The organism is Thermococcus camini, assembly GCF_904067545.1.
GTDB lineage: Archaea > Methanobacteriota_B > Thermococci > Thermococcales > Thermococcaceae > Thermococcus > Thermococcus camini.
In genome coordinates, this window is record NZ_LR881183.1 from 428331 (window position 1) to 451387 (window position 23057).

General features: G+C 51.7%; 37 protein-coding genes and 5 tRNA genes. 34 read left to right on the forward strand and 8 right to left on the reverse strand.

The window, feature by feature from the left end:
* Positions 1-27 precede the first annotated feature (27 nt).
* The 5 genes from TIRI35C_RS02215 to TIRI35C_RS02235 are packed head-to-tail and all read left to right on the forward strand — an operon-like array spanning position 28 to position 2319.
* A complete protein-coding gene (locus TIRI35C_RS02215; protein WP_188201573.1) occupies positions 28-618 on the forward strand; it encodes an adenylate kinase in 591 nt (196 codons plus the stop codon).
* The gene (locus tag TIRI35C_RS02220; protein WP_188201574.1) at positions 611-1138 is read left to right on the forward strand and encodes a DUF106 domain-containing protein; all 528 of its coding nucleotides are present in this window, start codon (positions 611-613) and stop codon (positions 1136-1138) included. Before TIRI35C_RS02215 ends, TIRI35C_RS02220 begins: the two co-directional genes overlap by 8 nt.
* 42 nt (positions 1139-1180) lie before the next feature.
* A complete protein-coding gene (locus TIRI35C_RS02225; protein ID WP_167890260.1) occupies positions 1181-1453 on the forward strand; it encodes a 50S ribosomal protein L34e in 273 nt (90 codons plus the stop codon).
* Between the two features lie 19 nt (positions 1454-1472).
* Complete coding sequence (gene cmk, locus TIRI35C_RS02230; RefSeq protein ID WP_188201575.1) at positions 1473-2054, forward strand: (d)CMP kinase; 582 nt, start codon at positions 1473-1475, stop codon at positions 2052-2054.
* 13 nt (positions 2055-2067) lie between these two features.
* Positions 2068-2319, forward strand: coding sequence for a 50S ribosomal protein L14e (locus tag TIRI35C_RS02235; RefSeq protein WP_014012532.1), 252 nt, complete (start codon positions 2068-2070; stop codon positions 2317-2319).
* Positions 2320-2360: 41 nt separating this feature from the next.
* Here the strand turns inward: TIRI35C_RS02235 and TIRI35C_RS02240 are convergent, their stop codons facing one another.
* On the reverse strand, positions 2361-5351 hold the full coding sequence (locus tag TIRI35C_RS02240) for an nSTAND3 domain-containing NTPase (protein ID WP_188201576.1): 2991 nt from the start codon (positions 5349-5351) through the stop codon (positions 2361-2363).
* A gap of 96 nt (positions 5352-5447) precedes the next feature.
* On the opposite strand from TIRI35C_RS02240, the gene TIRI35C_RS02245 reads away from it, so the two are divergent.
* From TIRI35C_RS02245 to TIRI35C_RS02360, 25 genes are all read left to right on the forward strand, one after another.
* A complete protein-coding gene (locus tag TIRI35C_RS02245; protein ID WP_188201577.1) occupies positions 5448-6155 on the forward strand; it encodes an SDR family NAD(P)-dependent oxidoreductase in 708 nt (235 codons plus the stop codon).
* 48 nt (positions 6156-6203) lie between these two features.
* Entirely contained in the window at positions 6204-6425 is a 222-nt protein-coding gene (locus TIRI35C_RS02250) for a type II toxin-antitoxin system HicB family antitoxin (RefSeq protein WP_188201578.1), read from the forward strand.
* Positions 6397-6636 carry a type II toxin-antitoxin system HicA family toxin gene (locus TIRI35C_RS02255; protein ID WP_188201579.1) on the forward strand — a complete coding sequence of 80 codons (240 nt, stop codon included), beginning with the start codon at positions 6397-6399 and terminating at the stop codon, positions 6634-6636. Before TIRI35C_RS02250 ends, TIRI35C_RS02255 begins: the two co-directional genes overlap by 29 nt.
* A 9-nt stretch (positions 6637-6645) precedes the next feature.
* Complete coding sequence (locus TIRI35C_RS02260) at positions 6646-7650, forward strand: RNA-guided pseudouridylation complex pseudouridine synthase subunit Cbf5 (RefSeq protein ID WP_188202959.1); 1005 nt, start codon at positions 6646-6648, stop codon at positions 7648-7650.
* A 278-nt stretch (positions 7651-7928) separates the two neighbouring features.
* Complete coding sequence (locus TIRI35C_RS11115) at positions 7929-8120, forward strand: hypothetical protein (protein ID WP_246454660.1); 192 nt, start codon at positions 7929-7931, stop codon at positions 8118-8120.
* Complete coding sequence (locus TIRI35C_RS11120) at positions 8120-8818, forward strand: hypothetical protein (RefSeq protein ID WP_246454661.1); 699 nt, start codon at positions 8120-8122, stop codon at positions 8816-8818. Before TIRI35C_RS11115 ends, TIRI35C_RS11120 begins: the two co-directional genes overlap by 1 nt.
* A gap of 16 nt (positions 8819-8834) precedes the next feature.
* The gene (locus TIRI35C_RS02270) at positions 8835-9341 is read left to right on the forward strand and encodes a hypothetical protein (protein WP_188201580.1); all 507 of its coding nucleotides are present in this window, start codon (positions 8835-8837) and stop codon (positions 9339-9341) included.
* A 203-nt stretch (positions 9342-9544) separates the two neighbouring features.
* Positions 9545-9697, forward strand: coding sequence for a hypothetical protein (locus TIRI35C_RS11125; RefSeq protein WP_246454662.1), 153 nt, complete (start codon positions 9545-9547; stop codon positions 9695-9697).
* 59 nt (positions 9698-9756) lie between these two features.
* Positions 9757-10344, forward strand: a complete 588-nt coding sequence (locus TIRI35C_RS02280; RefSeq protein WP_188201581.1) for a class I SAM-dependent methyltransferase — start codon at positions 9757-9759, stop codon at positions 10342-10344.
* Positions 10330-10416, forward strand: a tRNA-Ser gene (locus TIRI35C_RS02285). Before TIRI35C_RS02280 ends, TIRI35C_RS02285 begins: the two co-directional genes overlap by 15 nt.
* Positions 10417-10455: 39 nt before the next feature.
* Entirely contained in the window at positions 10456-10905 is a 450-nt protein-coding gene (locus TIRI35C_RS02290; protein WP_139680165.1) for a 30S ribosomal protein S13, read from the forward strand.
* A gap of 10 nt (positions 10906-10915) precedes the next feature.
* The gene (locus TIRI35C_RS02295; RefSeq protein ID WP_167890265.1) at positions 10916-11458 is read left to right on the forward strand and encodes a 30S ribosomal protein S4; all 543 of its coding nucleotides are present in this window, start codon (positions 10916-10918) and stop codon (positions 11456-11458) included.
* The gene (locus TIRI35C_RS02300; RefSeq protein ID WP_139680167.1) at positions 11455-11874 is read left to right on the forward strand and encodes a 30S ribosomal protein S11; all 420 of its coding nucleotides are present in this window, start codon (positions 11455-11457) and stop codon (positions 11872-11874) included. Before TIRI35C_RS02295 ends, TIRI35C_RS02300 begins: the two co-directional genes overlap by 4 nt.
* A 29-nt stretch (positions 11875-11903) precedes the next feature.
* The gene (locus tag TIRI35C_RS02305) at positions 11904-12689 is read left to right on the forward strand and encodes a DNA-directed RNA polymerase subunit D (protein ID WP_188202960.1); all 786 of its coding nucleotides are present in this window, start codon (positions 11904-11906) and stop codon (positions 12687-12689) included.
* A 1-nt stretch (position 12690) separates the two neighbouring features.
* A tRNA-Leu gene (locus TIRI35C_RS02310) sits at positions 12691-12778 on the forward strand.
* A gap of 68 nt (positions 12779-12846) precedes the next feature.
* Positions 12847-13212, forward strand: coding sequence for a 50S ribosomal protein L18e (locus TIRI35C_RS02315; RefSeq protein WP_014012524.1), 366 nt, complete (start codon positions 12847-12849; stop codon positions 13210-13212).
* Positions 13213-13218: 6 nt separating this feature from the next.
* Positions 13219-13647, forward strand: coding sequence for a 50S ribosomal protein L13 (gene rplM / locus TIRI35C_RS02320; protein WP_188201582.1), 429 nt, complete (start codon positions 13219-13221; stop codon positions 13645-13647).
* Positions 13648-13658: 11 nt separating this feature from the next.
* Positions 13659-14066: a 30S ribosomal protein S9 gene (locus tag TIRI35C_RS02325; protein ID WP_058938241.1), complete on the forward strand. Its 408-nt coding sequence runs from the start codon at positions 13659-13661 to the stop codon at positions 14064-14066.
* A gap of 38 nt (positions 14067-14104) precedes the next feature.
* Complete coding sequence (locus tag TIRI35C_RS02330; RefSeq protein ID WP_188201583.1) at positions 14105-14302, forward strand: DNA-directed RNA polymerase subunit N; 198 nt, start codon at positions 14105-14107, stop codon at positions 14300-14302.
* Between the two features lie 16 nt (positions 14303-14318).
* Positions 14319-14396, forward strand: a tRNA-Pro gene (locus TIRI35C_RS02335).
* A 52-nt stretch (positions 14397-14448) separates the two neighbouring features.
* Complete coding sequence (locus tag TIRI35C_RS02340; RefSeq protein ID WP_014012520.1) at positions 14449-14622, forward strand: DNA-directed RNA polymerase subunit K; 174 nt, start codon at positions 14449-14451, stop codon at positions 14620-14622.
* A gap of 6 nt (positions 14623-14628) precedes the next feature.
* Positions 14629-15654: a hypothetical protein gene (locus TIRI35C_RS02345; RefSeq protein WP_188201584.1), complete on the forward strand. Its 1026-nt coding sequence runs from the start codon at positions 14629-14631 to the stop codon at positions 15652-15654.
* A gap of 13 nt (positions 15655-15667) precedes the next feature.
* Entirely contained in the window at positions 15668-16273 is a 606-nt protein-coding gene (gene rpsB, locus TIRI35C_RS02350) for a 30S ribosomal protein S2 (RefSeq protein WP_058938239.1), read from the forward strand.
* 40 nt (positions 16274-16313) lie between these two features.
* Positions 16314-16401: transfer RNA gene (locus TIRI35C_RS02355), tRNA-Leu, on the forward strand.
* Between the two features lie 58 nt (positions 16402-16459).
* Entirely contained in the window at positions 16460-16618 is a 159-nt protein-coding gene (locus tag TIRI35C_RS02360; RefSeq protein WP_014012517.1) for a 50S ribosomal protein L40e, read from the forward strand.
* A gap of 99 nt (positions 16619-16717) precedes the next feature.
* Here the strand turns inward: TIRI35C_RS02360 and TIRI35C_RS02365 are convergent, their stop codons facing one another.
* Positions 16718-17047 (reverse strand): PadR family transcriptional regulator, encoded by a 330-nt coding sequence (locus TIRI35C_RS02365; protein WP_188201585.1) that lies wholly within the window; start codon positions 17045-17047, stop codon positions 16718-16720.
* A 107-nt stretch (positions 17048-17154) separates the two neighbouring features.
* On the opposite strand from TIRI35C_RS02365, the gene TIRI35C_RS02370 reads away from it, so the two are divergent.
* Complete coding sequence (locus TIRI35C_RS02370; RefSeq protein WP_188201586.1) at positions 17155-17454, forward strand: FUN14 domain-containing protein; 300 nt, start codon at positions 17155-17157, stop codon at positions 17452-17454.
* 156 nt (positions 17455-17610) lie between these two features.
* On the opposite strand, the gene TIRI35C_RS02375 is transcribed toward TIRI35C_RS02370, so the two are convergent.
* Positions 17611-17688: transfer RNA gene (locus TIRI35C_RS02375), tRNA-Arg, on the reverse strand.
* 70 nt (positions 17689-17758) lie between these two features.
* Here TIRI35C_RS02375 and TIRI35C_RS02380 point away from each other — a divergent pair.
* Entirely contained in the window at positions 17759-18208 is a 450-nt protein-coding gene (locus TIRI35C_RS02380; RefSeq protein ID WP_188201587.1) for an Lrp/AsnC family transcriptional regulator, read from the forward strand.
* On the opposite strand, the gene TIRI35C_RS02385 is transcribed toward TIRI35C_RS02380, so the two are convergent.
* From TIRI35C_RS02385 to TIRI35C_RS02405, 5 genes are read right to left on the reverse strand one after another with little or no spacing between them, the layout of a single operon-like run.
* Positions 18194-18520: a hypothetical protein gene (locus TIRI35C_RS02385; RefSeq protein WP_167890275.1), complete on the reverse strand. Its 327-nt coding sequence runs from the start codon at positions 18518-18520 to the stop codon at positions 18194-18196. The genes TIRI35C_RS02380 and TIRI35C_RS02385 overlap by 15 nt on opposite strands.
* A 5-nt stretch (positions 18521-18525) precedes the next feature.
* Positions 18526-19242, reverse strand: coding sequence for a phosphoribosyltransferase family protein (locus TIRI35C_RS02390; RefSeq protein ID WP_188201588.1), 717 nt, complete (start codon positions 19240-19242; stop codon positions 18526-18528).
* Between the two features lie 54 nt (positions 19243-19296).
* The gene (locus TIRI35C_RS02395) at positions 19297-19797 is read right to left on the reverse strand and encodes a YkgJ family cysteine cluster protein (RefSeq protein WP_188201589.1); all 501 of its coding nucleotides are present in this window, start codon (positions 19795-19797) and stop codon (positions 19297-19299) included.
* 4 nt (positions 19798-19801) lie between these two features.
* On the reverse strand, positions 19802-20041 hold the full coding sequence (locus TIRI35C_RS02400; protein WP_188201590.1) for an Lrp/AsnC family transcriptional regulator: 240 nt from the start codon (positions 20039-20041) through the stop codon (positions 19802-19804).
* Entirely contained in the window at positions 20038-21384 is a 1347-nt protein-coding gene (locus TIRI35C_RS02405; RefSeq protein ID WP_188201591.1) for a signal recognition particle protein Srp54, read from the reverse strand. Before TIRI35C_RS02405 ends, TIRI35C_RS02400 begins: the two co-directional genes overlap by 4 nt.
* A 448-nt stretch (positions 21385-21832) precedes the next feature.
* Between TIRI35C_RS02405 and TIRI35C_RS02410 the strand changes: the two genes are divergently transcribed.
* Together TIRI35C_RS02410 and TIRI35C_RS02415 are read left to right on the forward strand one after the other, a co-directional pair.
* Positions 21833-22696, forward strand: a complete 864-nt coding sequence (locus TIRI35C_RS02410; RefSeq protein ID WP_188201592.1) for a damage-control phosphatase — start codon at positions 21833-21835, stop codon at positions 22694-22696.
* A 74-nt stretch (positions 22697-22770) separates the two neighbouring features.
* Positions 22771-22980, forward strand: a complete 210-nt coding sequence (locus TIRI35C_RS02415) for a hypothetical protein (protein ID WP_058938200.1) — start codon at positions 22771-22773, stop codon at positions 22978-22980.
* Positions 22981-23057: the final 77 nt, after the last annotated feature.

Here is a 23057-nt window from a genome sequence, read left to right on the forward strand (position 1 = left end):
CTCCAGAAACCTTCCTGGGTGAGCGTGATGCCGTTTGTGGTCATGATAACAGGAATTCCAGGGGTGGGGAAGAGCACTATAACCAAGCTCGCACTCAAGAAGTCCCGGGCCAAGTTCAGGCTCGTCAACTTCGGGGACCTGATGTTCGACGAAGCTGTTAGGACAGGACTGGTGAGGCACAGGGATGAGATGAGGAAGCTCGACCCGAACGTCCAGAAGGAACTTCAGATGAAGGCCGCGAGAAGGATAGTCGAGATGTCCCAGCGCGAGCCGGTCCTGATCGACACCCATGCGACGATAAGGACTCCTGTGGGCTACCTCCTCGGTTTTCCCAGGGAGGTTATTGAGGTCATAAACCCCAACTTCATCGTCATAATTGAGGCGGCACCGAGCGAGATACTTGGAAGGCGCCTGCGTGACCTGAAGCGCGACCGTGACGTGGAAACTGAGGAGCAGATACAGAGGCACCAGGACCTGAACCGCGCCGCCGCGGTCAGCTACGCTATGCACTCCAACGCGCTCATAAAGATAATAGAGAATCATGAGGATAAGGGCCTCCAGGAGGCCGTTCACGAGCTTGTTGAAGTACTGGATCTGGCGGTGGGAGAGTATGATTGAGGAGATATACACGTTCCTTGACAGCATCTTTGGGCCGATGATACAGGCTTACCATCCGATATGGGTGGTCACGGTATCTGGAATCATACTGGGTTCCTTCTTCACCCTGCTGAACTATCTCCTTGTTGATCAGGAAAAGATGAAGCGCCTTCAAAAGAAGAGCAAGGAGTTCCAGAAGAAGTACAAGGAAGCCCAGGCTGCGAAGGATGAGAAGAAGCTCAAGAAGCTTCAGCAGGAGCAGATGGAGCTTATGAAGCTCCAGAGCGAGGTCATGAAGGACCAGATGTTCAAGGTTACCCTCCTGACGCTGCCGATATTCTGGATATTCTTCGGCTGGCTCAGAAGGTGGTACGTTGAGGTCGGTATCGTGAAGTCACCCTTCGACTTTTTCCTCTTCGGCTGGTTCCACGGCCTCTACCACTCGGGGCTTCCGGCCAGCGAGCTCGGTTACATCGGATGGTACGTTCTAACGTCCATGATAACCGGCTACGTCCTCAGGAAGCTCCTCGATATGGGTTAAATTTAAAAACGATTCCCTGAAAGGAAAGGCGAGGTGAGAAGAATGAAGCCGATGTACAGGTCAAGGTCATGGAGAAGGAAGTACGTCAGGACCCCTGGCGGAAGGACCGTCGTCCACTTTGAGAGGAGGAAGCCCAAGGTCGCCCACTGCGCCATGTGCGGCAGGCCGCTCAACGGTTTCCCGCGCGGCAGGCCCAGCGAACTCAGAAAGCTTCCGAAGACCGCCAAGAGGCCGGAGAGGCCCTACGCCAACCTCTGCCCGAGCTGCATGAGGAAGGTCATGAAGGCCCAGGTCAGGGCGGGCGTTGCCCTCTGATTTCGGATGAGGTGCTAACATGCCAAAGGGCTGCCTCGTGATAACCGTCAGCGGCCTGGCAGGCTCGGGAACGACCACCCTCTGCCGCAATCTCGCTAGGCACTACGGATTCAAACATATCTACGCTGGACTCATCTTCCGGCAGATGGCGAAGGAGATGGGCATGACTCTGAAGGAGTTTCAGGAGTACGCCGAGCTTCACCCCGAGATCGACCGCGAGGTTGACAGGAGGCAGGTGGAGGCAGCCAAGGAGTGCAACGTCGTTATTGAGGGCCGCCTCGCCGGCTGGATGGTCAAGGAGGCAGACCTCAAGATATGGCTTGACGCCCCCATGATGGAGCGTGCAAGGCGCGTTGCCCGCCGTGAGGGAGTCTCCGTTGAGGAGGCCTTTGTGGGAATTGCCGAGCGCGAGAAGGGCAACAGGAAAAGGTATTTAAACCTCTATGGAATTGACATCGACGACAAGTCGATTTATGACTTGATCATAAATACCGCCCATTGGAATCCCGATGGCGTCTTCGCGATTGTGAAGGCCGCCATCGACCACCTATACCCCGACGGTGACGCGGGGTCGGGTGCAAACCCGGGCAACAAAAAATGAGGAGGTGGGATGAATGCCAGCTATGGAAGTCGGAAGGCTTGCCGTTATAATCGCCGGAAGGAGGGCCGGAGAGAAGGTCGTCGTCGTTGACGTCATCGACAGGAACTTCGTCCTCGTTACCGGCGCTGGCCTCAACAAGGTCAAGCGCAGGAGGATGAACGTCAAGCACCTCGAGCCCCTTCCGGAGAAGGTCAGCATCGAGCGCGGCGCCGACGACGAGGCCGTCAAGGCCGCCCTCGAGCAGGCTGGAATCAGCCTTGAGTGATGCCCTTTTGTCTCTTTTTGATTCTCTTTTGTTCTCATTTGTTAATACGTTAAGAAGAACATTTTAATTATAGAGTTCGTATCGATTTTATCATGTTTCATATTCTCGAAGATATTCTTAAGAAGAATGGCACGGAGAATTTGGTCGTTTTTCTTATATTCCTTTATTGCTTTATAAATAACAACGGCGAGATCTGGATATGTGAGTTGTAGATAACTTCCTTTATATAAATCTTCAATTTTATCTAATGCCATTGATGCGGCAATAAACTCCAAGACTATTTGAAAGTCGTGTTGACTTATTGGGACTGAATCTATAATTTGAAGATAGGCTTCTTTGTATTTTCTCTCTAGTATATCCAGTAAAATGTGTATTTCGTTATATACAAAAGGAAATGTATCCCTTAAGATTAACTCTAGTTCTTTTATGGAGTTCATAACACTTTTGGATATTTTAATGTTAAGTTTCAGTATCCTGTCTGAATAATATTTGACAAAAATTATCTCAGCAATTAGTGTCATTGTGTTCTCCGGAGGTAACATTAGTAGATATTCTTTAATTATTGGAGCGAATTCTATAAATTCTTTTACACTTTCATAGTTCAAACCATTTTTTATCACATTTATTCTCATGGAAAGATCATGCAATAATATCCAGTTTAATACTCTCTTTCCAGATGCGTTAAACTCTTTCTTCGAATATTTTAAAGCTAGAGATACATATTTTCTCGCTTCTTCGATATTTCCCAGAAACAGGAAAGCGAATGCAAGGGTGTAATAAGTTAGTCTAAAGCTACCAAAGATCCTCAATTCAAGCAATTGTTTTATTCTTTTTTGTTTGTCTTCTTTGTTATCCCGTATGAAAACAGTGCTAAAGAGAGCGTTAACATCTTTGTCATTCTGTAGAAGTTCAAAATTGGCCTCTAATTCATTTAAAAGTTTTTCAGCGTTCCTTAAAAATTGTATATTCTCTTTGGTAGCTTCACTGGTTAATGGTATAGGTGAGAAGGTAAATATCTCTCCAAGCTTGAGATACAGCTCCATCTTGGCATATTTATCAAACCATGTATCTCCTAAGATTCTTATGCTCTCTATCACTTGCTCTATTTTTCTGCTCATCATGTGCCTCTCTTTCTTCAAAAATGGGCTGTAGACCTTCTTTCTTATGGTGTTTACCTTAGTAGCTATTGTAAGAAACCTTACTATGTTATTGTCGGGTAACTCTTTGGTGAGTTCTCTTAAAATAGTGGAAATTTTATGATCTACTTCCTCAATAACATAGGGATTCAAAGCTGAACTATCACTATATTGCCATAAAAATGACAATAATCTTAATTTGTCTTCTTGAGTTAGGGCAGAGACTCCACCTGTTTTTGAGAGTATATTAAATATAGCAATTGTAACTTCATATATGATTGGGGACTGACTATTGGCTACTTGGATTCCTGCGTTTATTATCAATGTGAATGTAACTTCAAGTTCATAGTTATCTACTAATTCAAGAATTTTGAGAATACTAATTAATCCGTTCTCTGAGTATTCTGAAGTACTGTTTATAGCCTCTAGCATAAGATTTACAAACCTTGAAATCTCTGTTCGTATGGCATCATTCCTTATGAGATACGGTATGAACGTTCTAAGATGAGAATATAGCTCAGTTAGATCGTATATCTCATCAACAATTTGTCTATCATGATCATTTAGTGAACCAACATATACATAGCCGTTAAGATGTACGATATCCTCGCTAAATATAAGATCTGTTAATTTATTTTTGCCCTGATCCCCATAAACTAGTCTCCCCAATATTTCTAGGATTGATTTTTCAAGAGGAGTCAGTAAAAGGGGTATTACTAGTTTGTTTCTCTTACTAAGCTCTTTATATATGAACTCGTTTGACTTAATCAGTCCCTTAAGATTATACATAATCTGGTCCTGATTTTTGGATGCAACATCTAAGGGGTAATACACCCGATCTGCTTGAGGAAGGTTATCAAGGAGGTCATCAATGTTTACTTTGAGATTAGTGGATACTTTTGCGAGCATAACAGCAAACCCCGGGAGTCCCGAAGTAAGTGCTTTTAATTTTTCGCCATAGTTCGGATCTATATTAATTCCATTTGAGTGGATAATATCTAAGAATTTTTTGCTATCAATAATCGGGCCGATGAATATGACTTGTTCCGAACTTTCAATGAGAGTGTGTTCACTAAGAATGCTTCTTACATACTCAGGAGAATTTAGGGTAAATTGTTTTCCCTCATTTGCTAACTTTTCTATGGGAATTCTGTTAACTATAATTACCCTACTTCCTAGATTTGAGAGTTCAGTAATTAATTTGGATAGCACATTTCGCTCGGATAGAGAGTAGTCCATATAGTCGTCGATTAAAAACACAAATTTTGAAGCTTTAGATTTTACTTTTGAATCCTTGTAGGAGGTATATAGTTCTCTGCCTGTCTTCCATATGTTTCCTATTGCCGATATTCCTTCAAAAATTGTCATTCCAATTACTATAGACTGAGTTATATCCAGGATTTTATCAAATGGCTCTTTCTCTATAATGGACTTTAGCTTAATTGAGATGTGCTGAAGATTCACGCCTCTTATCCCGATTATCTCTAGCAGAGTTTTTATTGAGTTGTCAACTGTGTTGACGTATTCCTCTATGTTTGAAACATTAGAGATGATATCCGTAATTTTTTCTAGAATTCCTTGAGAAGTGGCAGCCTCTACAACCTGCAAGACAAGAGACCTTTCGCTCTCAGAGATCATCTTGATTGGAACTAACGGCATGTAAAATGGATTTCCATGGTTATCAACAATCTTCTTTAATTGAGGTTGGGCAGAATAATGTCTGGGAGACAATATTATAGGTATATACCCTTCTTCTCTTGCCATTTTCATGGCTATATATCGTGCCAGAGTACTCTTGCCACTTCCAGGTAATCCGAGTATCATGACTGGGTTTCCTTCTTTTAGTTGTTTCAGGATGTGTTCCTCTTTCCCAGTAACCACGTATCGTTGCATCATACTGGCTTACACTAGGTATGCGTAAGTTTAAATACTTTTTGTGTAGCTACCTAGTCAATATTTAAACTTGCTACTAAAATTATCGTGGGTGATAAAATGAAAACCGCTCTCATTACGGGTGCCTCCGGTGGAATAGGCAGGCTTCTGGTGGAAGGGCTTGTTGAAAAAGGCTATCTGGTCGTGGGAGTCGGCAGGAGCAGGGAGCGGCTAGAGGGTCTCAAAGGCCTGGGGAACTTTGAGTACATTGTTGCGGATCTCCGAGACCGGAGCTCCCTCGAGAGGATAGCCGGACCTCTGCGTGAGCTGGGCGTTGACAAACTCGATCTGCTCATCAACAACGCTGGCTACGCTCTCAGAAAGCCCCTCTTGGAGCACTCACATCAGGAGCTGGAGAACCTGTTCAGGGTAAACGTTTTTGCACCCCTTGAACTCACGAAAACACTACTTCCAGTGCTCCCAAAGGGTTCGACTGTGGTGTTCATAATCAGCGGCGTCGCGTTCATTAACGTTCCTGAATTGCCCTCCTACTGTGCCGCCAAGGGTACGCTCCATTATTTGGTGATAAACCTTGAGAGGGAGCTTTCTGTGAAAGGAGTTCACGTTATGCGCGTCTATCCCAAACATGTCAAGACCGGATTCTGGAACGGAAAGGTTCCGAAGGGCTCGATAGAGCCGGAAGATGTTGCACGGGCAGTGTTCAAGGGGCTCGAAAAGGGTAAGAGAGAGGTCTTTGTGCCGGGCTACCTGAAACTCGTCAAATATCTCCCCAACTGGCCGGTCTTTACCTACAGATTCAGGTATTAGGTGGTTTTATAAAATGTTGTACCTTTGTATTATTCGGAGGTGAGCTGAATGGAGCTTCATGCGGTCATATGGGAGGAAGAGGGAACATACATAATCAGAGAGGTTTTTACGGGAGTCACAACGCAGGGGGAGACCCTGGAGGAGGCTATTGAAAATCTAAAGGAGGCCGTTGAGCTTTACCTTGAGGAATTTCCTGAGCTGAGGGAGGAACTGGAAAAAATCAAGTTTGTGGGCGATTTCAATGTCCAGATTGCCAAGGCTCTCGGGTGAGCAAGTTATTAAAGTCCTCGTCAAAAAGTTCGGTTTTGAGGTATCCAGACAGAGAGGAAGCCATGTGGTTCTGGTTAAGTATAAAGACGGCAGGAAGATAGGAACCGTTGTTCCCCTTCATAAAGAGTTAAAAGCGGGAACACTTATGGGTGTTCTAAAACTGACTGGAATCGAAAAAGATGAATTTATGGAAGCTTTGAATGATCCCTAGGTGATGCTCATGGCGAGGGACGAAGTGAGGAGAATCCTTCCGGCTGACGTAAAGCGAGAGGTTCTGGTTAAGGACGAGAAAGCTGAAACTAACCCAAAGTGGGGCTTTCCACCCGAGAAGAGGCCAATGGAGATGCACATGCAGTTTGGCATAATCAACCTCGACAAGCCGCCTGGGCCGACGAGCCACGAGGTCGTTGCCTGGATCAAAAGGCTCTTCGACCTGAACAAGGCCGGCCACGGCGGAACCCTCGACCCCAAGGTCAGCGGTGTTCTGCCGGTTGCCCTTGAGAGGGCAACTAGGGTCGTCCAGGCCCTTTTGCCTGCGGGAAAGGAGTACGTCGCGTTGATGCACCTCCATGGGGACGTTCCAGAGGATAGGATTAGAGCGGTTATGAGGGAGTTTGAAGGGGAGATAATCCAGAGGCCGCCCCTGAGGAGCGCGGTCAAGAGAAGGCTCAGGACGAGAAAGGTTTACTACATTGAGATACTGGAGATAGAGGGCAAGGACGTGCTCTTCCGCGTTGGAGTTGAGGCGGGAACCTACATAAGGTCGCTCATCCACCACATCGGTCTTGCCTTGGGTGTCGGTGCCCACATGGCCGAGCTGAGGAGAACGAGGAGCGGCCCCTTCAAAGAGGATGAAACTCTGGTGACCCTTCACGACCTCATTGACTACTACCACTTCTGGAAGGACGATGGTATCGAGGAGTACTTCCGCAAGGCAATACAGCCGATGGAGAGGGCCGTTGAACACCTGCCGAAGGTCTGGATTAGAGATTCGGCCGTTGCGGCGGTAACCTACGGCGCCGACCTTGCCGTTCCGGGAATAGTCAAGGTTCACAAGGGCATCAAGAGGGGCGACCTCGTTGCGGTCATGACTCTCAAGGACGAGCTGGTGGCACTCGGTAAGGCCACGATGGCGAGCGGGGAGATGCTCCAGAAGGGCAAGGGGATAGCGGTTGATGTTGACAAGGTCTTCATGCCGAGGGACTGGTACCCGAGGCTCTGGTAACGAAAGACAGGGGGGCTCCGCCCCCTTATCTCTCTGTACTCTCAAACCCCCGAAGTGGGGCTTCGCCCCACAACCCCTGAACCTTTGGTTGTACAAGTAACATCGTTTGTATCCTTTTTTGCTTTTACTCTGGCTTCTTTCGTCTCATTCTTGTCGTTTTGACACGGTTGGAAGTTGAAAATCCTACGAAAAAAACGGAACTTATTCAAACTTATAATTGGAAAAGCTTTTAAGGATTTTGACGTTACATGTAGTGATAATCTCCGGAGGTATGCCCAATGGAAGGCTGGGCTAAGAAGGTTGGTGCGGTGTTGTTGCTCGCCATGCTGTTGAGTCTTCAGTTGATTGCCGCTCCACAGGCCGCGGCAATGACTGCCAACAATGCTAGTATAACCTTCAGGAGGGCTGTGGTTGCCTGGTACGATGACAAGGGCAGGCTTGAGATGAACGTGACGTGGATTAAAAGGTAGTGAACTTCACAAACCTGACGAAGGGCTGTCCGCTTTATCACACCAATGTAACGCCGAAGGTGAACGTTTCCGTGGTCACGCTTTACAACATGACGGAAAAGCACGAGCAAATGCTCTTTTTCAGGCTGAACTTCTACAATAGCACGTTCAACTATACCATGTACGCGCTCGTTTATCGCGCCGAGAGGAGCCAGTACAACTTCACTCTCGTTACGAGGATATTCACCGACCCTAAGACTGGTGCTTATAAGGCTTACCTGACTGGAATGAACATTGCCCCAAATGATGAAAACAAGGTCGTTCCCGTTGGAGATACGATTATAACTAAGGACAACCTCACGCTTTCAGAATACTACTGGACTCTGAACAAGGTTCTCATGAAGCTCCGCAGGGGCGATGAGACGAACTGGGTCTGGGGCAGGAGTGCCTACGAGCTGAGGCACTTGTCACACCTAGTGAGGCTAAAACTACCAGAATACAACCAGGGGAAAGCAGTAGGAATGACAGTGGCTATGGATAGTGCAGGAGAACTAGCCTGCGATGTTATATGTCATTTGCTTATTGCAGGGGGAGTATGGGCGTGTTGCGCACTTTATCCTCCAGCGTGTCCAGTATGCATATTGGTCTATGAAGTCTTGGAGACTGGTCAATTAACATACGTATTTTGTTATGAGACCTGTGAAAGACTAGTGGGGTAGTTGGAGGTGGTGACCAATGAAGGGCCAGATTTTATATTCTCTTTTTTTACTCGCTATTGGAGTGGGAGTGCTTAACATCTTCGTGCCCTTGAGGGAGATGAATTACCTGACACTGGTAATTCTAATCTCGCTTCTCTTCCTCCGTGCAGTGCTTCCCAAACGGTTCGAAAACAGAACCATAACCTTTCTGTGGAATCTTTCAGTAATATTCATGATGGGCTCTTTAATTTACCCGTACAATGAGCACCTCGCGTACTCTTACTTTGCCGGTGCGGGTGTGGTTGCAACATTCTACGCTTTTGCTGACAGGCTGTTCTACTATGCGCCCCAGATAACGTACTTCTGGATCGGCCTTGCAATAGGCTTTGTCTTATCACTTACAGTCTTTAGAGACGATGTTCGGGGCAATACTGGATTATTTCTCCTCCTTACGTTGGGATTTGGCCTTGCAACGCTCCTCATGGGAAAACTCGTTAGCTACAGGCCATTTTCTAAAAGATTTGATGGTGAAAACATTGAATAGGGTTCTAACTCAGTCGCTGACCAATTCCTGGTGGAAAGGCCGGGTGAATAAAAGTTCGTCATTAGGGAGGTGAAGCCAATGAACCTTCTTGACTTTGGTGCCTACGCAGGCATCGTGGGGGAATAATTTACCTTTTTCTGCTTTTTGCCTTCAGGGATTCTTTTGCTGGCCGTGGTAGGATCTCGTGGGCACTCCAGTTGGAGATGGCCTTCTTCATGGTGCTCATAGGCTTCCTTGTCTGGGGAACTCGCAACGATAGTATTCCATTCTACGTTCTGGGAGCGGCTGGGTGGATATGGCTTGCGGTGGTTATTGCGACGGTTTTGCTGTGGCTGGAGAGTGGTTCAAAGAAATAATTGGCTGGAAATTCTTGGACATGACTCACCTTTATAAACCCCTCAACGAACCACCGCACATGAGCCACTACTACTCCGAGGAGCCGAACGTCCCGTTGAGGACGAAAACGATAGATGTCTGCATTAGAGGTCAGTGTTTCAAGTTCATCACCGCCAGCGGGGTCTTTTCATTCGGCAAGCTCGACAGAGGAACGGAATTGCTCATAGAGAGCATGATACTTGATGGGAACTGGCGCGTCCTTGACCTTGGCTGCGGCTACGGTGCTATAGGAATAGTCACCTCCCGATTCGTGGACTACGTCGTCATGACCGACGTGAACAGGAGAGCGGTTAGCATAGCGAGGAAAAATTTAAAAATCAACGGCGTTAGAAACGCCGAGGTGAGATGGGGAAGCCTCTATGAACCCGTTAGGGGCGAAAAGTTCGACACAATCATCACTAATCCCCCGGTGCACGCGGGGAAGGAAGTGCTGAGGGAAATAGTTATAAACGCTCCCCGGCATCTCAACGATGGAGGCCTCCTGCAGTTAGTGATTAAGACGAAGCAGGGGGCAAAGTATATTAAGGCTCTGATGAATGACCACTTCACCGAAGTGAGAGAGCTGGCGAAGGGGAGCGGCTACCGCGTGTATGCCGGGATCGCCTAGCCTGGGATGGCGCGGGCCTTGAGAGCCCGTGTCCGTATGGACACCGGGGTTCAAATCCCCGTCCCGGCGCCAAAATCCTCTCTGAAGGATTGAGATGGAGGTGTATTCGTAATGACGGACAACTTCAGACACATAGTCCGTGTAGCGGGAGTTGATTTGAACGGGAATAAGCAGCTGAGATGGGCCCTTACGGGCATCAGGGGTATAGGCATAAACTTCGCCACTATGGTGCTCAGGGTTGCAGGAATCGACCCGTACATGAAGACCGGTTACCTGACCGACGAGCAGGTCAAGAAGATTGAGAAGGTGCTCGAAGACCCGATCGCCCACGGTATACCCGCCTGGGCCGTTAACAGGCAGAAGGACTACGAGACCGGCAAGGACATGCACCTCATCACCGCCAAGCTCGTCATGGCCTGGCGTGAGGACGTCAACAGGCTCAGGAGAATACGCGCTTACCGCGGCATAAGGCACGAGCTCGGCCTCCCGCTCCGCGGCCAGAGGACCAGGTCGAACTTCAGGCACGGCAGCACCCTCGGTGTGAGCAGAAGGAAGAAGTGAGGTGATGTAGATGGGAGACCCCAAGAGGCAGAGGAAGAGGTACGAGACTCCCTCTCACCCCTGGATTAAGGAGAGGCTCGACCGCGAGAGAGTCCTCATGAAGAAGTACGCCCTCAAGAACAAGAAGGAGCTCTGGAGGCACGAGACCCAGCTCAAGGAGTTCAGGCGTAGGGCCAGGCGCCTACTAGCTGCCCGCGGCAAGCAGGCCGAGGTTGAGAGGGCCCAGCTCCTCCAGAGGCTCAACAGGCTTGGCCTCCTTCCGGCCGATGCCGCTCTCGATGACGTTCTCTCCCTGACGGTTGAGGACGTCCTCGACAGGCGCCTTCAGACTCTCGTCTACAAGAAGGGCCTCGCCAGGACCATCGGACAGGCCAGGCAGCTCATAGTTCACGGCCACATCGAGATAAACGGTCAGATAATACGCTCTCCTGGCTACCTCGTCCTCAGGGAAGAGGAAGACACCATAACCTACTCGAAGACCTCTCCTTTCGCTAAGGAGAGCCACCCCGAGAGGATGGTTATTGAACAGGCTAAGCAGGGTGAGGCCTCATGAGCGAGCAGACCCAGCAGGTTAACCTTAAGAAGAAGGAGAAGTGGGGAGTTGCCCACATCTACTCCTCCTACAACAACACCATCATCCACATCACCGACCTCACCGGGGCCGAGACCGTCAGCAGGTGGAGCGGTGGTATGGTCGTCAAGGCCGACAGGGACGAGCCCTCCCCGTACGCGGCCATGATAGCAGCTAGGAGGGCCGCTGAGGAGGCCATGGAGAAGGGCTTCACCGGAGTCCACATCAAGGTCCGCGCCCCCGGTGGAAGCAGGAGCAAGAGCCCGGGACCGGGTGCCCAGGCCGCCATCCGTGCCCTCTCCAGGGCCGGCCTCAGGATCGGAAGGGTTGAGGACGCCACCCCGATTCCGCACGACGGCACCAGGCCGAAGGGCGGAAGAAGGGGCAGGCGCGTCTGATTCCCACAACTTCTTTTTTGGTGATGCCGATGGAGCCAAAGTTTCAGATTCTTGAGAAAAGGGAGGACTCGATTAAGTTCATCGTCGAGGGAGTTGATGTACCCTTCGCCAACGCCCTGAGGAGGACCATCCTCGCGGACGTCCCGACCTTTGCGGTGGATGAGGTTGAGTTCTTCGAGAACGATTCCGCCCTCTTCGACGAGATAATCGCCCACAGGGTGGGTATGATACCTCTCACCACTCCCCACGAGAGGTTTTCCCTCGATTCACTGGAGCTTGACGAGTACACGGTTACGCTCTCCCTCGAGGCAGAGGGTCCTGGAATGGTTTACTCCGGTGACCTTAAGAGCAGCGATGAGGGTGTGAAGCCCGCCAACCCCAACATCCCAATAGTCAAGCTTGCCGAGGGCCAGAGACTTACGTTTAACGCCTACGCAAAACTCGGTCGCGGAAAGGACCACGCCAAGTGGCAGCCCGGCTTTGTCTACTACAAGTACCTTACCAGGATTCACGTGAGCAAGGAAGTTCCCGACTGGAAGGAGCTCAAGGAGCTCGCCGAGAGGCGCGGTCTTCCGGCGGAGGAGACCGATGAGGAGCTTGTTATAACCACGATCAAGGCGTTCTACCTTCCGCGGAAGTTTGACGCCTACGTAGGGGAGAAGATCAGAGAAGAGGCCGTACCCAACGCCTTTGTCTTCACCGTCGAGACCAATGGGGAACTTCCGGTTGAGGAAATCGTGACCATAGCCCTCAAAATCCTCATGAGGAAGAGCGATAGATTTATAAGCGAACTCCATAAATTAGCGTCCGACTGACGCGGGGGTAGCCGAGCCTGGCCAAAGGCGCGGGATTCAGGGTCCCGTCCCGTAGGGGTTCCGGGGTTCAAATCCCCGCCCCCGCACCAGTATTTACGCTCACCCCGTTGGACCTGTCGGTTTCCCACCTGCGAGAGAGCGTTAAGGAGGTATGTTCATGGTCAAGAGAACCGGACCCACTGACATCAACCTGAGGAGGCTCATCCGCTACCTCAGAAAGAAGTCTAACGAGGAAGGGGTTAAGATATGGAAGGACATTGCCTGGCGCCTTGAGGGGCCCAGGAGGCAGAGGGCTGAGGTGAACGTCAGCAGGATCAACCGCTATACCAAGGACGGTGACACCGTCATTGTTCCCGGAAGCGTCCTCGGTGCAGGAAAGCTTGAGCACAAGGTCACCGTTGCCGCCTGGAAGTTCAGCGAGACTGCCAAGAAGAAGATAGTCGAGGCCGGTGGAGAGGTCCTCACGATTGAGGAGCTCATCGAGAGAAATCCGAAGGGTAGTGGAGTAATCATAATGGAGTGATGGGCCATGAGGATAATTAACGCTGAAGGACTCATACTCGGAAGGCTCGCCTCGAAGGTCGCCAAGATGCTCCTTGAGGGCGAGGAAATTGTCATAGTCAACGCTGAGAAGGCCATCATCACCGGAAACCGCGAGGACATCTTCGCCAAGTACAAGCAGAGAACCGAGCTGAGAACTAGAACCAACCCGAGGAAGGGTCCGTTCTACCCGAAGAGGAGCGATGAGATAGTCAGAAGAACCGTCAGGGGAATGCTCCCCTGGAAGACCGACCGCGGAAGGAAGGCCTTCAAGAGGCTCAAGGTTTACGTCGGCGTTCCGAAGGAGTTCGAGGGCAGGGAGCTTGAGACCATAAGCGAGACCCACAGCTCGAGGATCGCAACCCCGAAGTACGTTACCGTTGGCGAGGTTGCCAAGTTCCTCGGTGGAAAGTTCTGAGGTGAGAGAAGATGAAGGTCATCCAGACTGCTGGTAAGAGGAAGACGGCCATCGCGAGGGCCACCATCAGGGAAGGAAAGGGTCGCGTCAGGATCAACCACAAGCCGGTTGAGATAATCGAGCCGGAGATAGCGCGCTTCACCATCATGGAGCCGCTCGTCCTCGCCGGAGAGGAGATAGTTGGCAAGGTTGACATCGACGTCAAGGTCGAGGGCGGAGGCTTCATGGGACAGGCTGAGGCAGCGAGGGTTGCCATAGCTCGCGCTTTAGTCGAGTGGACCAACGACATGAACCTCAAGGACAAGTTCATGAAGTACGACAGGACCATGCTCGTCGGCGACAGCAGGAGAACCGAGATGCACAAGCCCAACCGCTCAACCAAGGGTCCGCGCGCCAAGAGGCAGAAGTCCTACCGCTGATGGCTTTCCTTTAATATTCATTCGAGAAGGTGATACGGGTGATAGTCCCCGTCAGGTGCTTCACGTGTGGAAAGGTCATAGGAGACAAATACTACGAGTTTAAGGCCCGCGTTGAGAAGGGCGAGGATCCCGAGAGGGTGCTCGACGACCTCGGGGTCGAAAGATACTGCTGCAGGAGGACCCTCCTCAGCCACGTCGAGCTCGTAGATAGCGCCATGAAGTACAGGGTGTATTAAAAACCGCACTTCTTGGGGGGCCGTGGGGTAGCTTGGTCTATCCTCCCGGCTTGGGGTGCCGGAGACCCGGGTTCAAATCCCGGCGGCCCCACCAAATGTTTGCAGTGGATGTTTGATGCGGAATGTGGAAGGCAGGGGTGGTAGTCATGTTTAAGTATACCCGCTTTGAGAAGGCCCGTATCATCGGAGCAAGGGCCCTCCAGATAGCGATGGGTGCGCCCATACTCATCGACGTCCCGGAAGGAATCACACCGCTCGACGCCGCGATGCTCGAGTTTGAGAAAGGAATAATCCCGCTCACCGTAATAAGGCCGAGCTGATGAGAGATGACCGTAATAGAGAACGTAATCGGCAGGGTTGCGGTGCTCAAGGGGGGCAGATACTCCGTTGAAGTAGACGTTGTGACGAGCTCTGGCTTTGGCCGCTTTGCCGCGCCCGTGGACGAGAACCCGAGCCTCTATATAGCCGAGGCCCACCGCGCTGTGAGCGAGGTTGACGAGATAATCGGGCCCGAGCTGATAGGCTTCGATGCCAGCGAGCAGGAGCTCATAGACAGCTATCTCTGGGAGATAGATGGCACCGAGGACTTCAGCCACATCGGGGCCAACACGGCTTTGGCCGTCTCGATAGCAGTTGCCAAAGCTGCCGCAAGCGTCAAGAGGATGCCCCTGTACAGCTACATCGGCGGAACCTTCACCACCGAGCTTCCAGTTCCGATCCTTGAGATTGCGAGCGGTGAGGCCTTCGACTACTACGTCATGGTCAGGGACCTCATGGAGATAACCGACGTGGTCGATGCAGTAAACAGGGTGCTTGAGCATGCAGGGGCCGGTACTGTGGAGGCCTTCTCGAAGGCCACCGAAAAAGCAACCGACGAACTCGGCCTCGAGGTTGCCCTCGGCCTCGTGCAGAGGGTTCCAATGGATATGGAGGAAGTGCTCTCCATAGTCGAGGACAACAACGTGGCCTACATAAAGCCCCTCGGTGACGAGGAGCTGTTCCTCGAGCTAATCGCTGGCACCCACGAGGTGTTCGTTGACGGCGAGCACCTCTTCCGCGAGAAGGACATACTGGACAGGCGCTACTACAACGCCCTGTCAATAAAGCCGATAAACCTCGGCACGCTCACCGACTTATACAACCTCGTGAACGACGCGAAGTCGGAGAGGATAGTTCCTATCCTCGCGGAGGCTCGCTACGAGTCCTCCGATGAGGCACTGGCCCACGTTGCGGTGGGCCTTCGCTGTCCGGCGATGGTGCTCCGTAAGGATTCCATCGCCAAGCTGAACGAGCTGATTCGCATAGCCGAAGATTTGGGTGAAAGGGGTAGGATAATAACCTTTGAAGGATGAGGAGGTGTGAAGAATGGAGGAATACCTCGTTCCACTCGACCAGTACCTTGCTGCCGGTGTCCACATCGGAACCCAGCAGAAGACCCAGGACATGAAGAGGTTTATTTACCGCGTCAGGCAGGACGGTCTCTACGTGCTTGATGTCAGGAAGACCGACGAGAGGCTCCGCGTTGCTGGTAAGTTCCTCGCCAAGTTCGACCCGGAGAACATTCTCGCCGTCAGCGTCAGGCTCTACGGTCAGAAGCCTGTCAAGAAGTTCGGCGACGTCACCGGCGTTCGCTCGATACCCGGCCGTTTCCTCCCGGGAACCATGACCAACCCGCAGGTCAAGAACTTCATGGAGCCGGACGTCCTCATCGTCACCGACCCGAGGGCCGACCACCAGGCCATGAAGGAGGCCATCGAGATTGGCATACCGATAGTAGCCCTCGTTGACACCGAGAACTTCCTCAGCTACGTTGATGTTGCAATTCCGACCAACAACAAGGGCAGGAAAGCTTTGGCTCTCATCTACTGGATCCTCGCGAGGGAAATCCTCTACAACAGAAAGGAGATCGAGAGCAGGGAGGACTTCAAGGTTCCGGTCGAGGACTTTGAGATGAGGATCATCAGGACCTGAGGGGAAAGCTTTTAATTCCCCTCGCTTTACACTCCCTCGCGCGGGGGTGCCCGAGCCTGGCCAAAGGGGGCGGACTTAAGATCCGCTGCCGAAGGGCTACGCGGGTTCGAATCCCGTCCCCCGCACCAAAGCTTTAAAAGCCCGGATGTATAGGTGAAGACGGTTTAAGATCATGAGGTGATCACGATGGCGAGATTTCCCGAGGCTGAGGCCAGAATCTTTAGGAAGTACGTGTGCATGCGCTGCGGTGCCACTAACCCGTGGAAGGCCAAGAAGTGCAGGAAGTGCGGCTACAAGGGTCTCCGCCCGAAGGCGAGAGAGCCGCGCGGTGGAATGGGACGCTGAAGTCCCAACCTTTTACTTCCCTCTTTCTACGCTTCTCAATTCTATGCTTTTCTGAGCAACTTCAGAAACGCAAAAATTATTTGCGGGCAATCGCCCCCTTCATGCGCCTTTCAGCTTCGCAACCATGTCCTCAAGAAAAGCTATCCCATCCTCAAGGAGACTCTCCCCTTCAGGGGTGAGCTTGTAGTACTTTCTGGAGGGCTTTCCCGTCTGGCTCTCCTGCCACTCCGCGGTAACGTACCCCTCTTTCTCGAGCTTGTAGAGGACGACGTACGAGCTGACGGTCGCGGGCTCGAAGTTGAACGCCTCCCTTATCCTCTCCTTCAGTTCGTAGGCGTACATGGGCCTCTCCCGCAGTAGCCGGAGTATGTACAGCCAGAGAACCTCTTTCGTTATCTTGTTCTTGAGCCTCTCCATTGGGGTTGTCATGCTCTCACCCGACTTTTATGGTCTGTAAATATTTTGGCTTCGTTTAATTTAAACGTTTTGGCAACAAGTTTTTATCCGATGAAGTGCAAGGATTCTGGGGTGGTAGAATGGAGTTCGACCTGAACGCCATGATGGGCGACATGGGAGTTGGGGCTATCGTTGGCTTCGTAACGGGCTTTGCCCTCAAAAAGCTCATGAAGCTGGCGCTGGCTATAATCGGGGCGTACATGCTGAGCCTCTTCTGGCTTGAGCAGAAGGGCGTCATAATAATCGACAAGGACAGGCTCTTCAACCTCGCCGGGGACTGGAGCCACGAAATCCTGACCCTCGGGGAGAAGGTTATGGGCATCCTGCCGGGAACGGCGGCGTTCATGGGAGGATTTTACCTGGGTTTCCGTAAGGGTTGATTCTGCGTTTTTTCTTCGGGTTTCTCTTAAAATCCTCTTTTGGGCGATCGTCCTGTTTCTTCGGGAATTTGAATGAATCCCCGCGCGATATGTTCGGGACAAAACCTCTTAAGGATCCGAATCTCGAGAATCGACGTCCGTTAGAAGATTGTGTGATGGCGGACCGGCGGGGATTCGAACCCCGGACCTGCGGCTTAGGAGGCCGCCGCCCTATCCTAGCTAGGCTACCGGTCCACTGCCCGCTATTCCCTCCAAGGGAAGGGTATTTAAAGTTTACGGTCTACTCGGGAGGGGGTGGGATACGGTGGATGAACTCGACCTGAGGATACTCTCGCTGCTCCAGGAAAACGCCCGGCTCTCGTACCGTGAGATAGCGCGGGAGCTCAAAGTGGCCGTTGGAACCGTGTACAACCGCATTAAAAGGATGGAGGAGGAAGGTGTAATCAAGGGGTTTGCCCCGATCCTTGACTACGAGAAGCTCGGCTTTGGACTGACCGCGGTCATAGGTGTCAAGGCCAGGGGAAGACGTATCTTGGATATAGAGCGCGAGATAGCCAAAAACGAGAGGGTAATTCTGGTCTATGACATAACCGGTGAGTTCGATATAGTCCTGGTGGCGAAGTTCAGGGATAGGGCAGACATGAACCGCTTCGTTAAGTGGTTGCTCTCCCTTGAGGGAGTGGAAAAAACGAACACGAGTGTTGCGATGCAGGTGGTTAAAGAGGACACAAGGTTAAAGCTAACGGAGGACTAGAACTTCATCCAGGAACCTCTTCGCAAAGTCGTCGAAGCTCTCAACCGGAAGGATAACTTCCTTTCCGTTGACTTTACCCTCAAAAATCAGGTTTCTTGCCGTTATCTCCAGTATCTTTTTGAAGTCGGGGTTTTCCGCGATGGTGTCCCTGAGAACCCTCGTGAACTCTGCCTCCTCCGCGTGCCGCACCACGCCCTCTATGACCACCTTTTTTCCGCACTCCTCCTCGGTGCATATGAATTTAAAAGGGAGGCCGGGTTCGACCTCCACCGGAATCGTCAGGCCGTCGGCGTTGTATATGAACACCTTCATGGGAATCACTCCAGCCTTATGAGGCTCTCCACCGGGATGCTGTACTCCTCGCGCAGCCGCTCTATAACGTCCCCGACGCTTATGAGGAAGAACATTCCGACGGGCTTCGCACCAGCCTGCCGGCACATCTCCAGGAGCGCCCTCTGGGTCTCGCCGCTCCTTATGACGTCGTCAACTATGAGGACGTTTTCGCCCTTCTTGAGGGCCCACTGCGGGAGGTACAGCGTTGTGACGCTTCCCGAGGCGCTCGGAACATAGCTGACCTCGTAGAACTTCTCAACGCCGACTTCCTTCTTCTTCTTGGCGTAGACAACATCGACGTTCAGCTCCCTCGCCACGTGGACGCCGAGGGCTATTCCGTCCGTTGCGGCGGTGAGGACTTTGTCCACGTTCTTGTCCATGTATCTGCCAGCCACCTCCTCGGCGATGAGGCTCATAAGGGATGTATCGCTGAGCACCGGCATGTTGTCAAAGAACCCGTACTCGTCAAATTTTATTCTCTTTCTGACCTCCTCCTCTATGTTGATGTACGGGAGGAGCAGGCTGAGGAGCTCCTTCGTTCTCTCGGCGCTCGGCAGGACCTTTCCCCTCACGTACCTGTTCAGCACTGTGATGGGGAGGCCCGTTATCTTGGAGAGCTCCTCGTAGGTGTAGGTCTTCTTGAGCAGTCTGAGCACCCTGACCAGTCTCAGCTTTTCCTGTACGGACTTCAGCTGACTCACGCTCTCACCTCCGGTGCCCCTGAATTAACAAGAAAATGTATAAATAGGTTTCGGTCACTCCCGGCTCTTCACAACTTTTCTGCGGTACTCCTCTATGACGTCGCCGTACTCCCTGAGGAGGAACTCCCTCGTCACGGCCTCCCCCTCTGGATGGTCGATGCCGGGGCAGAAGGAGTCCTTTTTGACGTAGATTTCCATCTTTTTTCCGTGCTTCACAAAGACGAACGGATAGAGCCTGCACGCGAGGGGCCGGTGGTCGTAGATTTTGCAGCGCATGGTCTCGGGATCAAGGAAAACGCAGCCCCCGTCGAAGGGGCGCTTTTTGAGGGCGTAGCTGAGGAACTTGTCTCCGCGGTAGAACATCTTATCGTAGTCCACGAATTCCCAGGCACTGTAGCCCAGTTCCTCTATTCTGGCTATATCTTCATCCCTAACCGGTATCTCCAGCTCGTAGCAGCATTTCCCGCAGTTTTCGAGGCACTTAAATTTAAAGGTGGGGTCGTGCTCGACCTCCAGGGTCTCGAGGTCGATGGTGGCCACCCACCGCCTCTCCAACCCCTCACCCCCTGTAGGAGCTGGCTATCAGCGTCTCCGTCATTTCGATGTTTTTTATCCTCCTCAGAACCTCGTCGTGGAACCTGTCCAGCTCCTCTATGCTGCCGACCTCCACGCGGAGGATCAGGTCGTACTCCCCATAGACCCTGTATATCTCGTTTATCTTCTCGTTGCCCCGGAGGGTCTCGTAGACCTTCTCCTCGGTTCCGGGTTTAACAACAACCAGGACAAACGCTTCCATCATAGGCCGAACCCCCCGAAGTTAAACCTCTTGGCCATCTTGGCCAGCTTCCTCTTGTCCATGCTCTTGAACATCTTCTTCATCTGATTGTACTGGTTGAGGAGCTCCCTTACCTCTGCGGTGCTGGTTCCCGAGCCGCGGGCTATGCGTTTGATCCTCGAGTAGTTGATTATCTCCGGGTGCTCGAGCTCCTCCTCGGTCATGGAGTCCATGATTACCCTGTACCTCCGGAGCTTCTCCTCGCCCACCCTGACGGCGTCATCCGGCAGGGAGTAGCCCAGTCCGGGAATCATCTGAAGAACCTGCTTCAGCGGTCCCATCTTCTGCATCGCCTCGAGCTGGGCGTACATGTCCTTCAGGTTGAACTTGCCCTTGAGGAACTTTTCGAGGTCTTCCTCGCTGACGGCCTGCTGTTTCTGGAGCTCCTCGAGCTTCTCCAGGAGTCCCTCGATGTCCCCCATTCCGAGGAGCCGCGAAACAAAGCGCTTCGGATCGAAGGCCTCGAGGTCGTCTATCCTCTCGCCAACACCAATGAACTTTATCGGGGCGCCAGTTGCGGCGACGGCCGAGAGTGCGCCACCACCCTTGGCCGAACCGTCGAGCTTGGTGACTATTATCGAGCCTATTGGCGTTGCCTCCTTGAACGCCAGGGCCTGGTTATACGCCTGCTGGCCTATGGTTCCGTCTATGACGAGTATGACCTCGTGGGGCTTTATGGCCTGGCTTATCTGCCTCATCTCCTCTATAAGGCCGGACTCCTCCTTGTGCCTTCCTGCGGAGTCCACGATTATGACATCCACGTCCTTCCCCCGGAAGTACTCGACACCCTCGTAGGCGAGCTTGACTGCGTCCTTCTCCTCGGGATCGCCGGAGACCTCTATTCCGTACGGTTCGAGGAGCTGTTTGAGCTGGTAGTAGGCTCCTGGCCTCCAGGTGTCCGAGCAGACGACGCCCACCTTGTAGCCCCTCTTCTGGAGGTGCCTTGCAAGTTTCGCCACGCTGGTTGTTTTACCCGAACCCTGAATACCGACGGTGAGCAGTACGGTGGGTTTCTCTTTTATCTCGAGGGGTTTGGCCTCCTTTCCGAGAAATTTGGTCAGCTCTTCGTAGACTATCTGGATTATGTGCTCCTTCTTTGAAGCCCCTGCCGGGGGCTCCTCCTCAAGTGCCCTCTTCTCTATTGTTTTGGTCAGCTGAAGAACGAGCCTCACGTTAACGTCCGCCTGGATGAGTGCCCTCTGGATATCTCGCACTACCTCCTTTATCGTCGCCTCGTCCACGGTTTTCGAGCGGGCGAGCTTTTTCAGGGCGCTGTTCAGTGCCTTCCCGAGCTTCTCTAGGGCCATTTTCTCTCACCGTAGTGATGGCGTCTCCAAAGTTTATAAACAGTTGGGTCGGCTTCCGGAAAAAGTCGATGTTCTAATGTGCGCTTTCTTCTTAATCGGAAATGTTAGAGCAGATTTAGTCGAACATATCTGTACATCCAACTACAAAGGCGGACGACATTGCTTTTTTGAAGGAATAAAGAACTCCAAGAGTCACTTATGGAAATTTGGGGGCTGACAAAGCTTTTAAACCTCTGAGGGGCCAGATATTATTGAAAACGGGGAAACGGAGGTGACACGGATGATGTGGATGGCCCACCTGTACGGATACATGCTCGAGAGGGAGATGGAGAGGAGGAAGCGCAAGTCCATCCCCGAGGAGCTTGCGTACGTTGAAACCCTTAGAGCTTGATGGTTGAATCATCCCTCACTTTAATAAGGCGCGGTTCTATTTTTACCCGGTGGTGTTATGAGGATCCACTATGAGTGCATCGCTTGTGCCGTTAACCAGGCTCAGAAGATAACCGAGATGAGTGCCGAGGACTCTGGAAAGCGCAGGAAGGCCATGCTTTTTGTGGCCGGGAAACTTGGCGAGCTGTTTAGCGAGGATTCAATTCCCGCGGTGAGCGGGGGTATGCTATTCCTTGAACTGTACCGCTTCCTTGGGGATGATGACCCGTTCAGCGGTTACAAGGAGACCTCCAGGAAGCTGGCTCAAAGGGTTGCCGGGGATCTCGGGGTTCCAGTGGACTTCAAAACAGCTCTCAAGCTGGCGATAGCGGGCAACATCATAGACTTCGCCGTTGGCTACGACCCCTCAAAAATAGAGGAGGACATCATTGGAGTGACCCGGGAGGAGCTTGGCATAGACCACAGCGATGAGCTTCTCAGGGCGCTCGAGAACGCCGAAATACTGCTGTACCTCACCGATAACTGCGGGGAGGTGTACTTTGACAGGCTGCTGCTTGAGTTCATACGTGGGAGATTTCCCGACCTGAGGATATACGTGGCCGCGAAGGACGGTCCGATAATCAATGACGCCACGGTCAGGGACCTGCTGGAGGCGGGGTTCAACGAGTTTGCTGAAGTTATATCCACGGGCTCCAGGCTTCCGGGCACTCCACTGGAATACGCCTCCGAGGAATTCCGGAGAATCTTCAACGCCGTCGACGTCGTAATCGCCAAGGGGCAGGCCAACTTTGAGACTCTGAGCGACCTGGGGGACAGCAGGATGTTCTTCCTCCTCAAGGCCAAGTGTCCTCCAATCGCCCGCGAGCTTGGTGTCGAGAGGGGCTCACTGCTCTGTGTGAGGGGCGGAAAAATAGACGATTGACGATATTATCTTTGACGAATGTCTATTAGAAACCTTTTTATATTTTCAAGTGGTATATACTCATGGTGATATCTGTGACAACGGTAATCCGGAAAGATGCGGAAAGGTTTTTGAGGGAGTTAAAGGCCCATTACGGCGATGCCTGGAGGATGCCACGCAGTAACTACCTGTCCAAGCCAGATTTTGTTGTGGTCGACCCCAAGAGCGGCAAAAAGACAAAAGTAAGCTTCGTTTCCCTTGACGATGGTGAAGTCGTCGGCGTCGTTTATGACGACCTTGGCTGAACTTTCGCTTTTTGACTAATTGCCCCTATTCTGTTTTGGCCGTTGGAAACCATTAAATACTTCCATATCGTAAATTT

Coding starts and splice junctions, on each gene's coding strand:
- TIRI35C_RS02215 (WP_188201573.1), top strand. CDS start 28: ATGCCGTTTGTGGTCATGATAACAGGAATTCCAGGGGTGGGGAAGAGC.
- rplM (WP_188201582.1), top strand. CDS start 13,219: ATGAGGATAATTAACGCTGAAGGACTCATACTCGGAAGGCTCGCCTCG.
- TIRI35C_RS02235 (WP_014012532.1), top strand. CDS start 2,068: ATGCCAGCTATGGAAGTCGGAAGGCTTGCCGTTATAATCGCCGGAAGG.
- cmk (WP_188201575.1), top strand. CDS start 1,473: ATGCCAAAGGGCTGCCTCGTGATAACCGTCAGCGGCCTGGCAGGCTCG.
- TIRI35C_RS02220 (WP_188201574.1), top strand. CDS start 611: ATGATTGAGGAGATATACACGTTCCTTGACAGCATCTTTGGGCCGATG.
- TIRI35C_RS02260 (WP_188202959.1), top strand. CDS start 6,646: ATGGCGAGGGACGAAGTGAGGAGAATCCTTCCGGCTGACGTAAAGCGA.
- TIRI35C_RS11125 (WP_246454662.1), top strand. CDS start 9,545: ATGGCCTTCTTCATGGTGCTCATAGGCTTCCTTGTCTGGGGAACTCGC.
- TIRI35C_RS02365 (WP_188201585.1), bottom strand. CDS start 17,047: ATGACAACCCCAATGGAGAGGCTCAAGAACAAGATAACGAAAGAGGTT.
- TIRI35C_RS02270 (WP_188201580.1), top strand. CDS start 8,835: ATGAAGGGCCAGATTTTATATTCTCTTTTTTTACTCGCTATTGGAGTG.
- TIRI35C_RS11115 (WP_246454660.1), top strand. CDS start 7,929: ATGGAAGGCTGGGCTAAGAAGGTTGGTGCGGTGTTGTTGCTCGCCATG.
- TIRI35C_RS02255 (WP_188201579.1), top strand. CDS start 6,397: ATGTCCAGATTGCCAAGGCTCTCGGGTGAGCAAGTTATTAAAGTCCTC.
- TIRI35C_RS02295 (WP_167890265.1), top strand. CDS start 10,916: ATGGGAGACCCCAAGAGGCAGAGGAAGAGGTACGAGACTCCCTCTCAC.
- TIRI35C_RS02370 (WP_188201586.1), top strand. CDS start 17,155: ATGGAGTTCGACCTGAACGCCATGATGGGCGACATGGGAGTTGGGGCT.
- TIRI35C_RS02400 (WP_188201590.1), bottom strand. CDS start 20,041: ATGATGGAAGCGTTTGTCCTGGTTGTTGTTAAACCCGGAACCGAGGAG.
- TIRI35C_RS02290 (WP_139680165.1), top strand. CDS start 10,456: ATGACGGACAACTTCAGACACATAGTCCGTGTAGCGGGAGTTGATTTG.
- TIRI35C_RS02360 (WP_014012517.1), top strand. CDS start 16,460: ATGGCGAGATTTCCCGAGGCTGAGGCCAGAATCTTTAGGAAGTACGTG.
- TIRI35C_RS02300 (WP_139680167.1), top strand. CDS start 11,455: ATGAGCGAGCAGACCCAGCAGGTTAACCTTAAGAAGAAGGAGAAGTGG.
- TIRI35C_RS02325 (WP_058938241.1), top strand. CDS start 13,659: ATGAAGGTCATCCAGACTGCTGGTAAGAGGAAGACGGCCATCGCGAGG.
- TIRI35C_RS02280 (WP_188201581.1), top strand. CDS start 9,757: ATGAGCCACTACTACTCCGAGGAGCCGAACGTCCCGTTGAGGACGAAA.
- TIRI35C_RS02405 (WP_188201591.1), bottom strand. CDS start 21,384: ATGGCCCTAGAGAAGCTCGGGAAGGCACTGAACAGCGCCCTGAAAAAG.
- TIRI35C_RS02250 (WP_188201578.1), top strand. CDS start 6,204: ATGGAGCTTCATGCGGTCATATGGGAGGAAGAGGGAACATACATAATC.
- TIRI35C_RS02225 (WP_167890260.1), top strand. CDS start 1,181: ATGAAGCCGATGTACAGGTCAAGGTCATGGAGAAGGAAGTACGTCAGG.
- TIRI35C_RS02385 (WP_167890275.1), bottom strand. CDS start 18,520: ATGAAGGTGTTCATATACAACGCCGACGGCCTGACGATTCCGGTGGAG.
- TIRI35C_RS02315 (WP_014012524.1), top strand. CDS start 12,847: ATGGTCAAGAGAACCGGACCCACTGACATCAACCTGAGGAGGCTCATC.
- TIRI35C_RS02240 (WP_188201576.1), bottom strand. CDS start 5,351: ATGATGCAACGATACGTGGTTACTGGGAAAGAGGAACACATCCTGAAA.
- TIRI35C_RS02340 (WP_014012520.1), top strand. CDS start 14,449: ATGTTTAAGTATACCCGCTTTGAGAAGGCCCGTATCATCGGAGCAAGG.
- TIRI35C_RS02245 (WP_188201577.1), top strand. CDS start 5,448: ATGAAAACCGCTCTCATTACGGGTGCCTCCGGTGGAATAGGCAGGCTT.
- TIRI35C_RS02305 (WP_188202960.1), top strand. CDS start 11,904: ATGGAGCCAAAGTTTCAGATTCTTGAGAAAAGGGAGGACTCGATTAAG.
- rpsB (WP_058938239.1), top strand. CDS start 15,668: ATGGAGGAATACCTCGTTCCACTCGACCAGTACCTTGCTGCCGGTGTC.
- TIRI35C_RS02410 (WP_188201592.1), top strand. CDS start 21,833: ATGAGGATCCACTATGAGTGCATCGCTTGTGCCGTTAACCAGGCTCAG.
- TIRI35C_RS02345 (WP_188201584.1), top strand. CDS start 14,629: ATGACCGTAATAGAGAACGTAATCGGCAGGGTTGCGGTGCTCAAGGGG.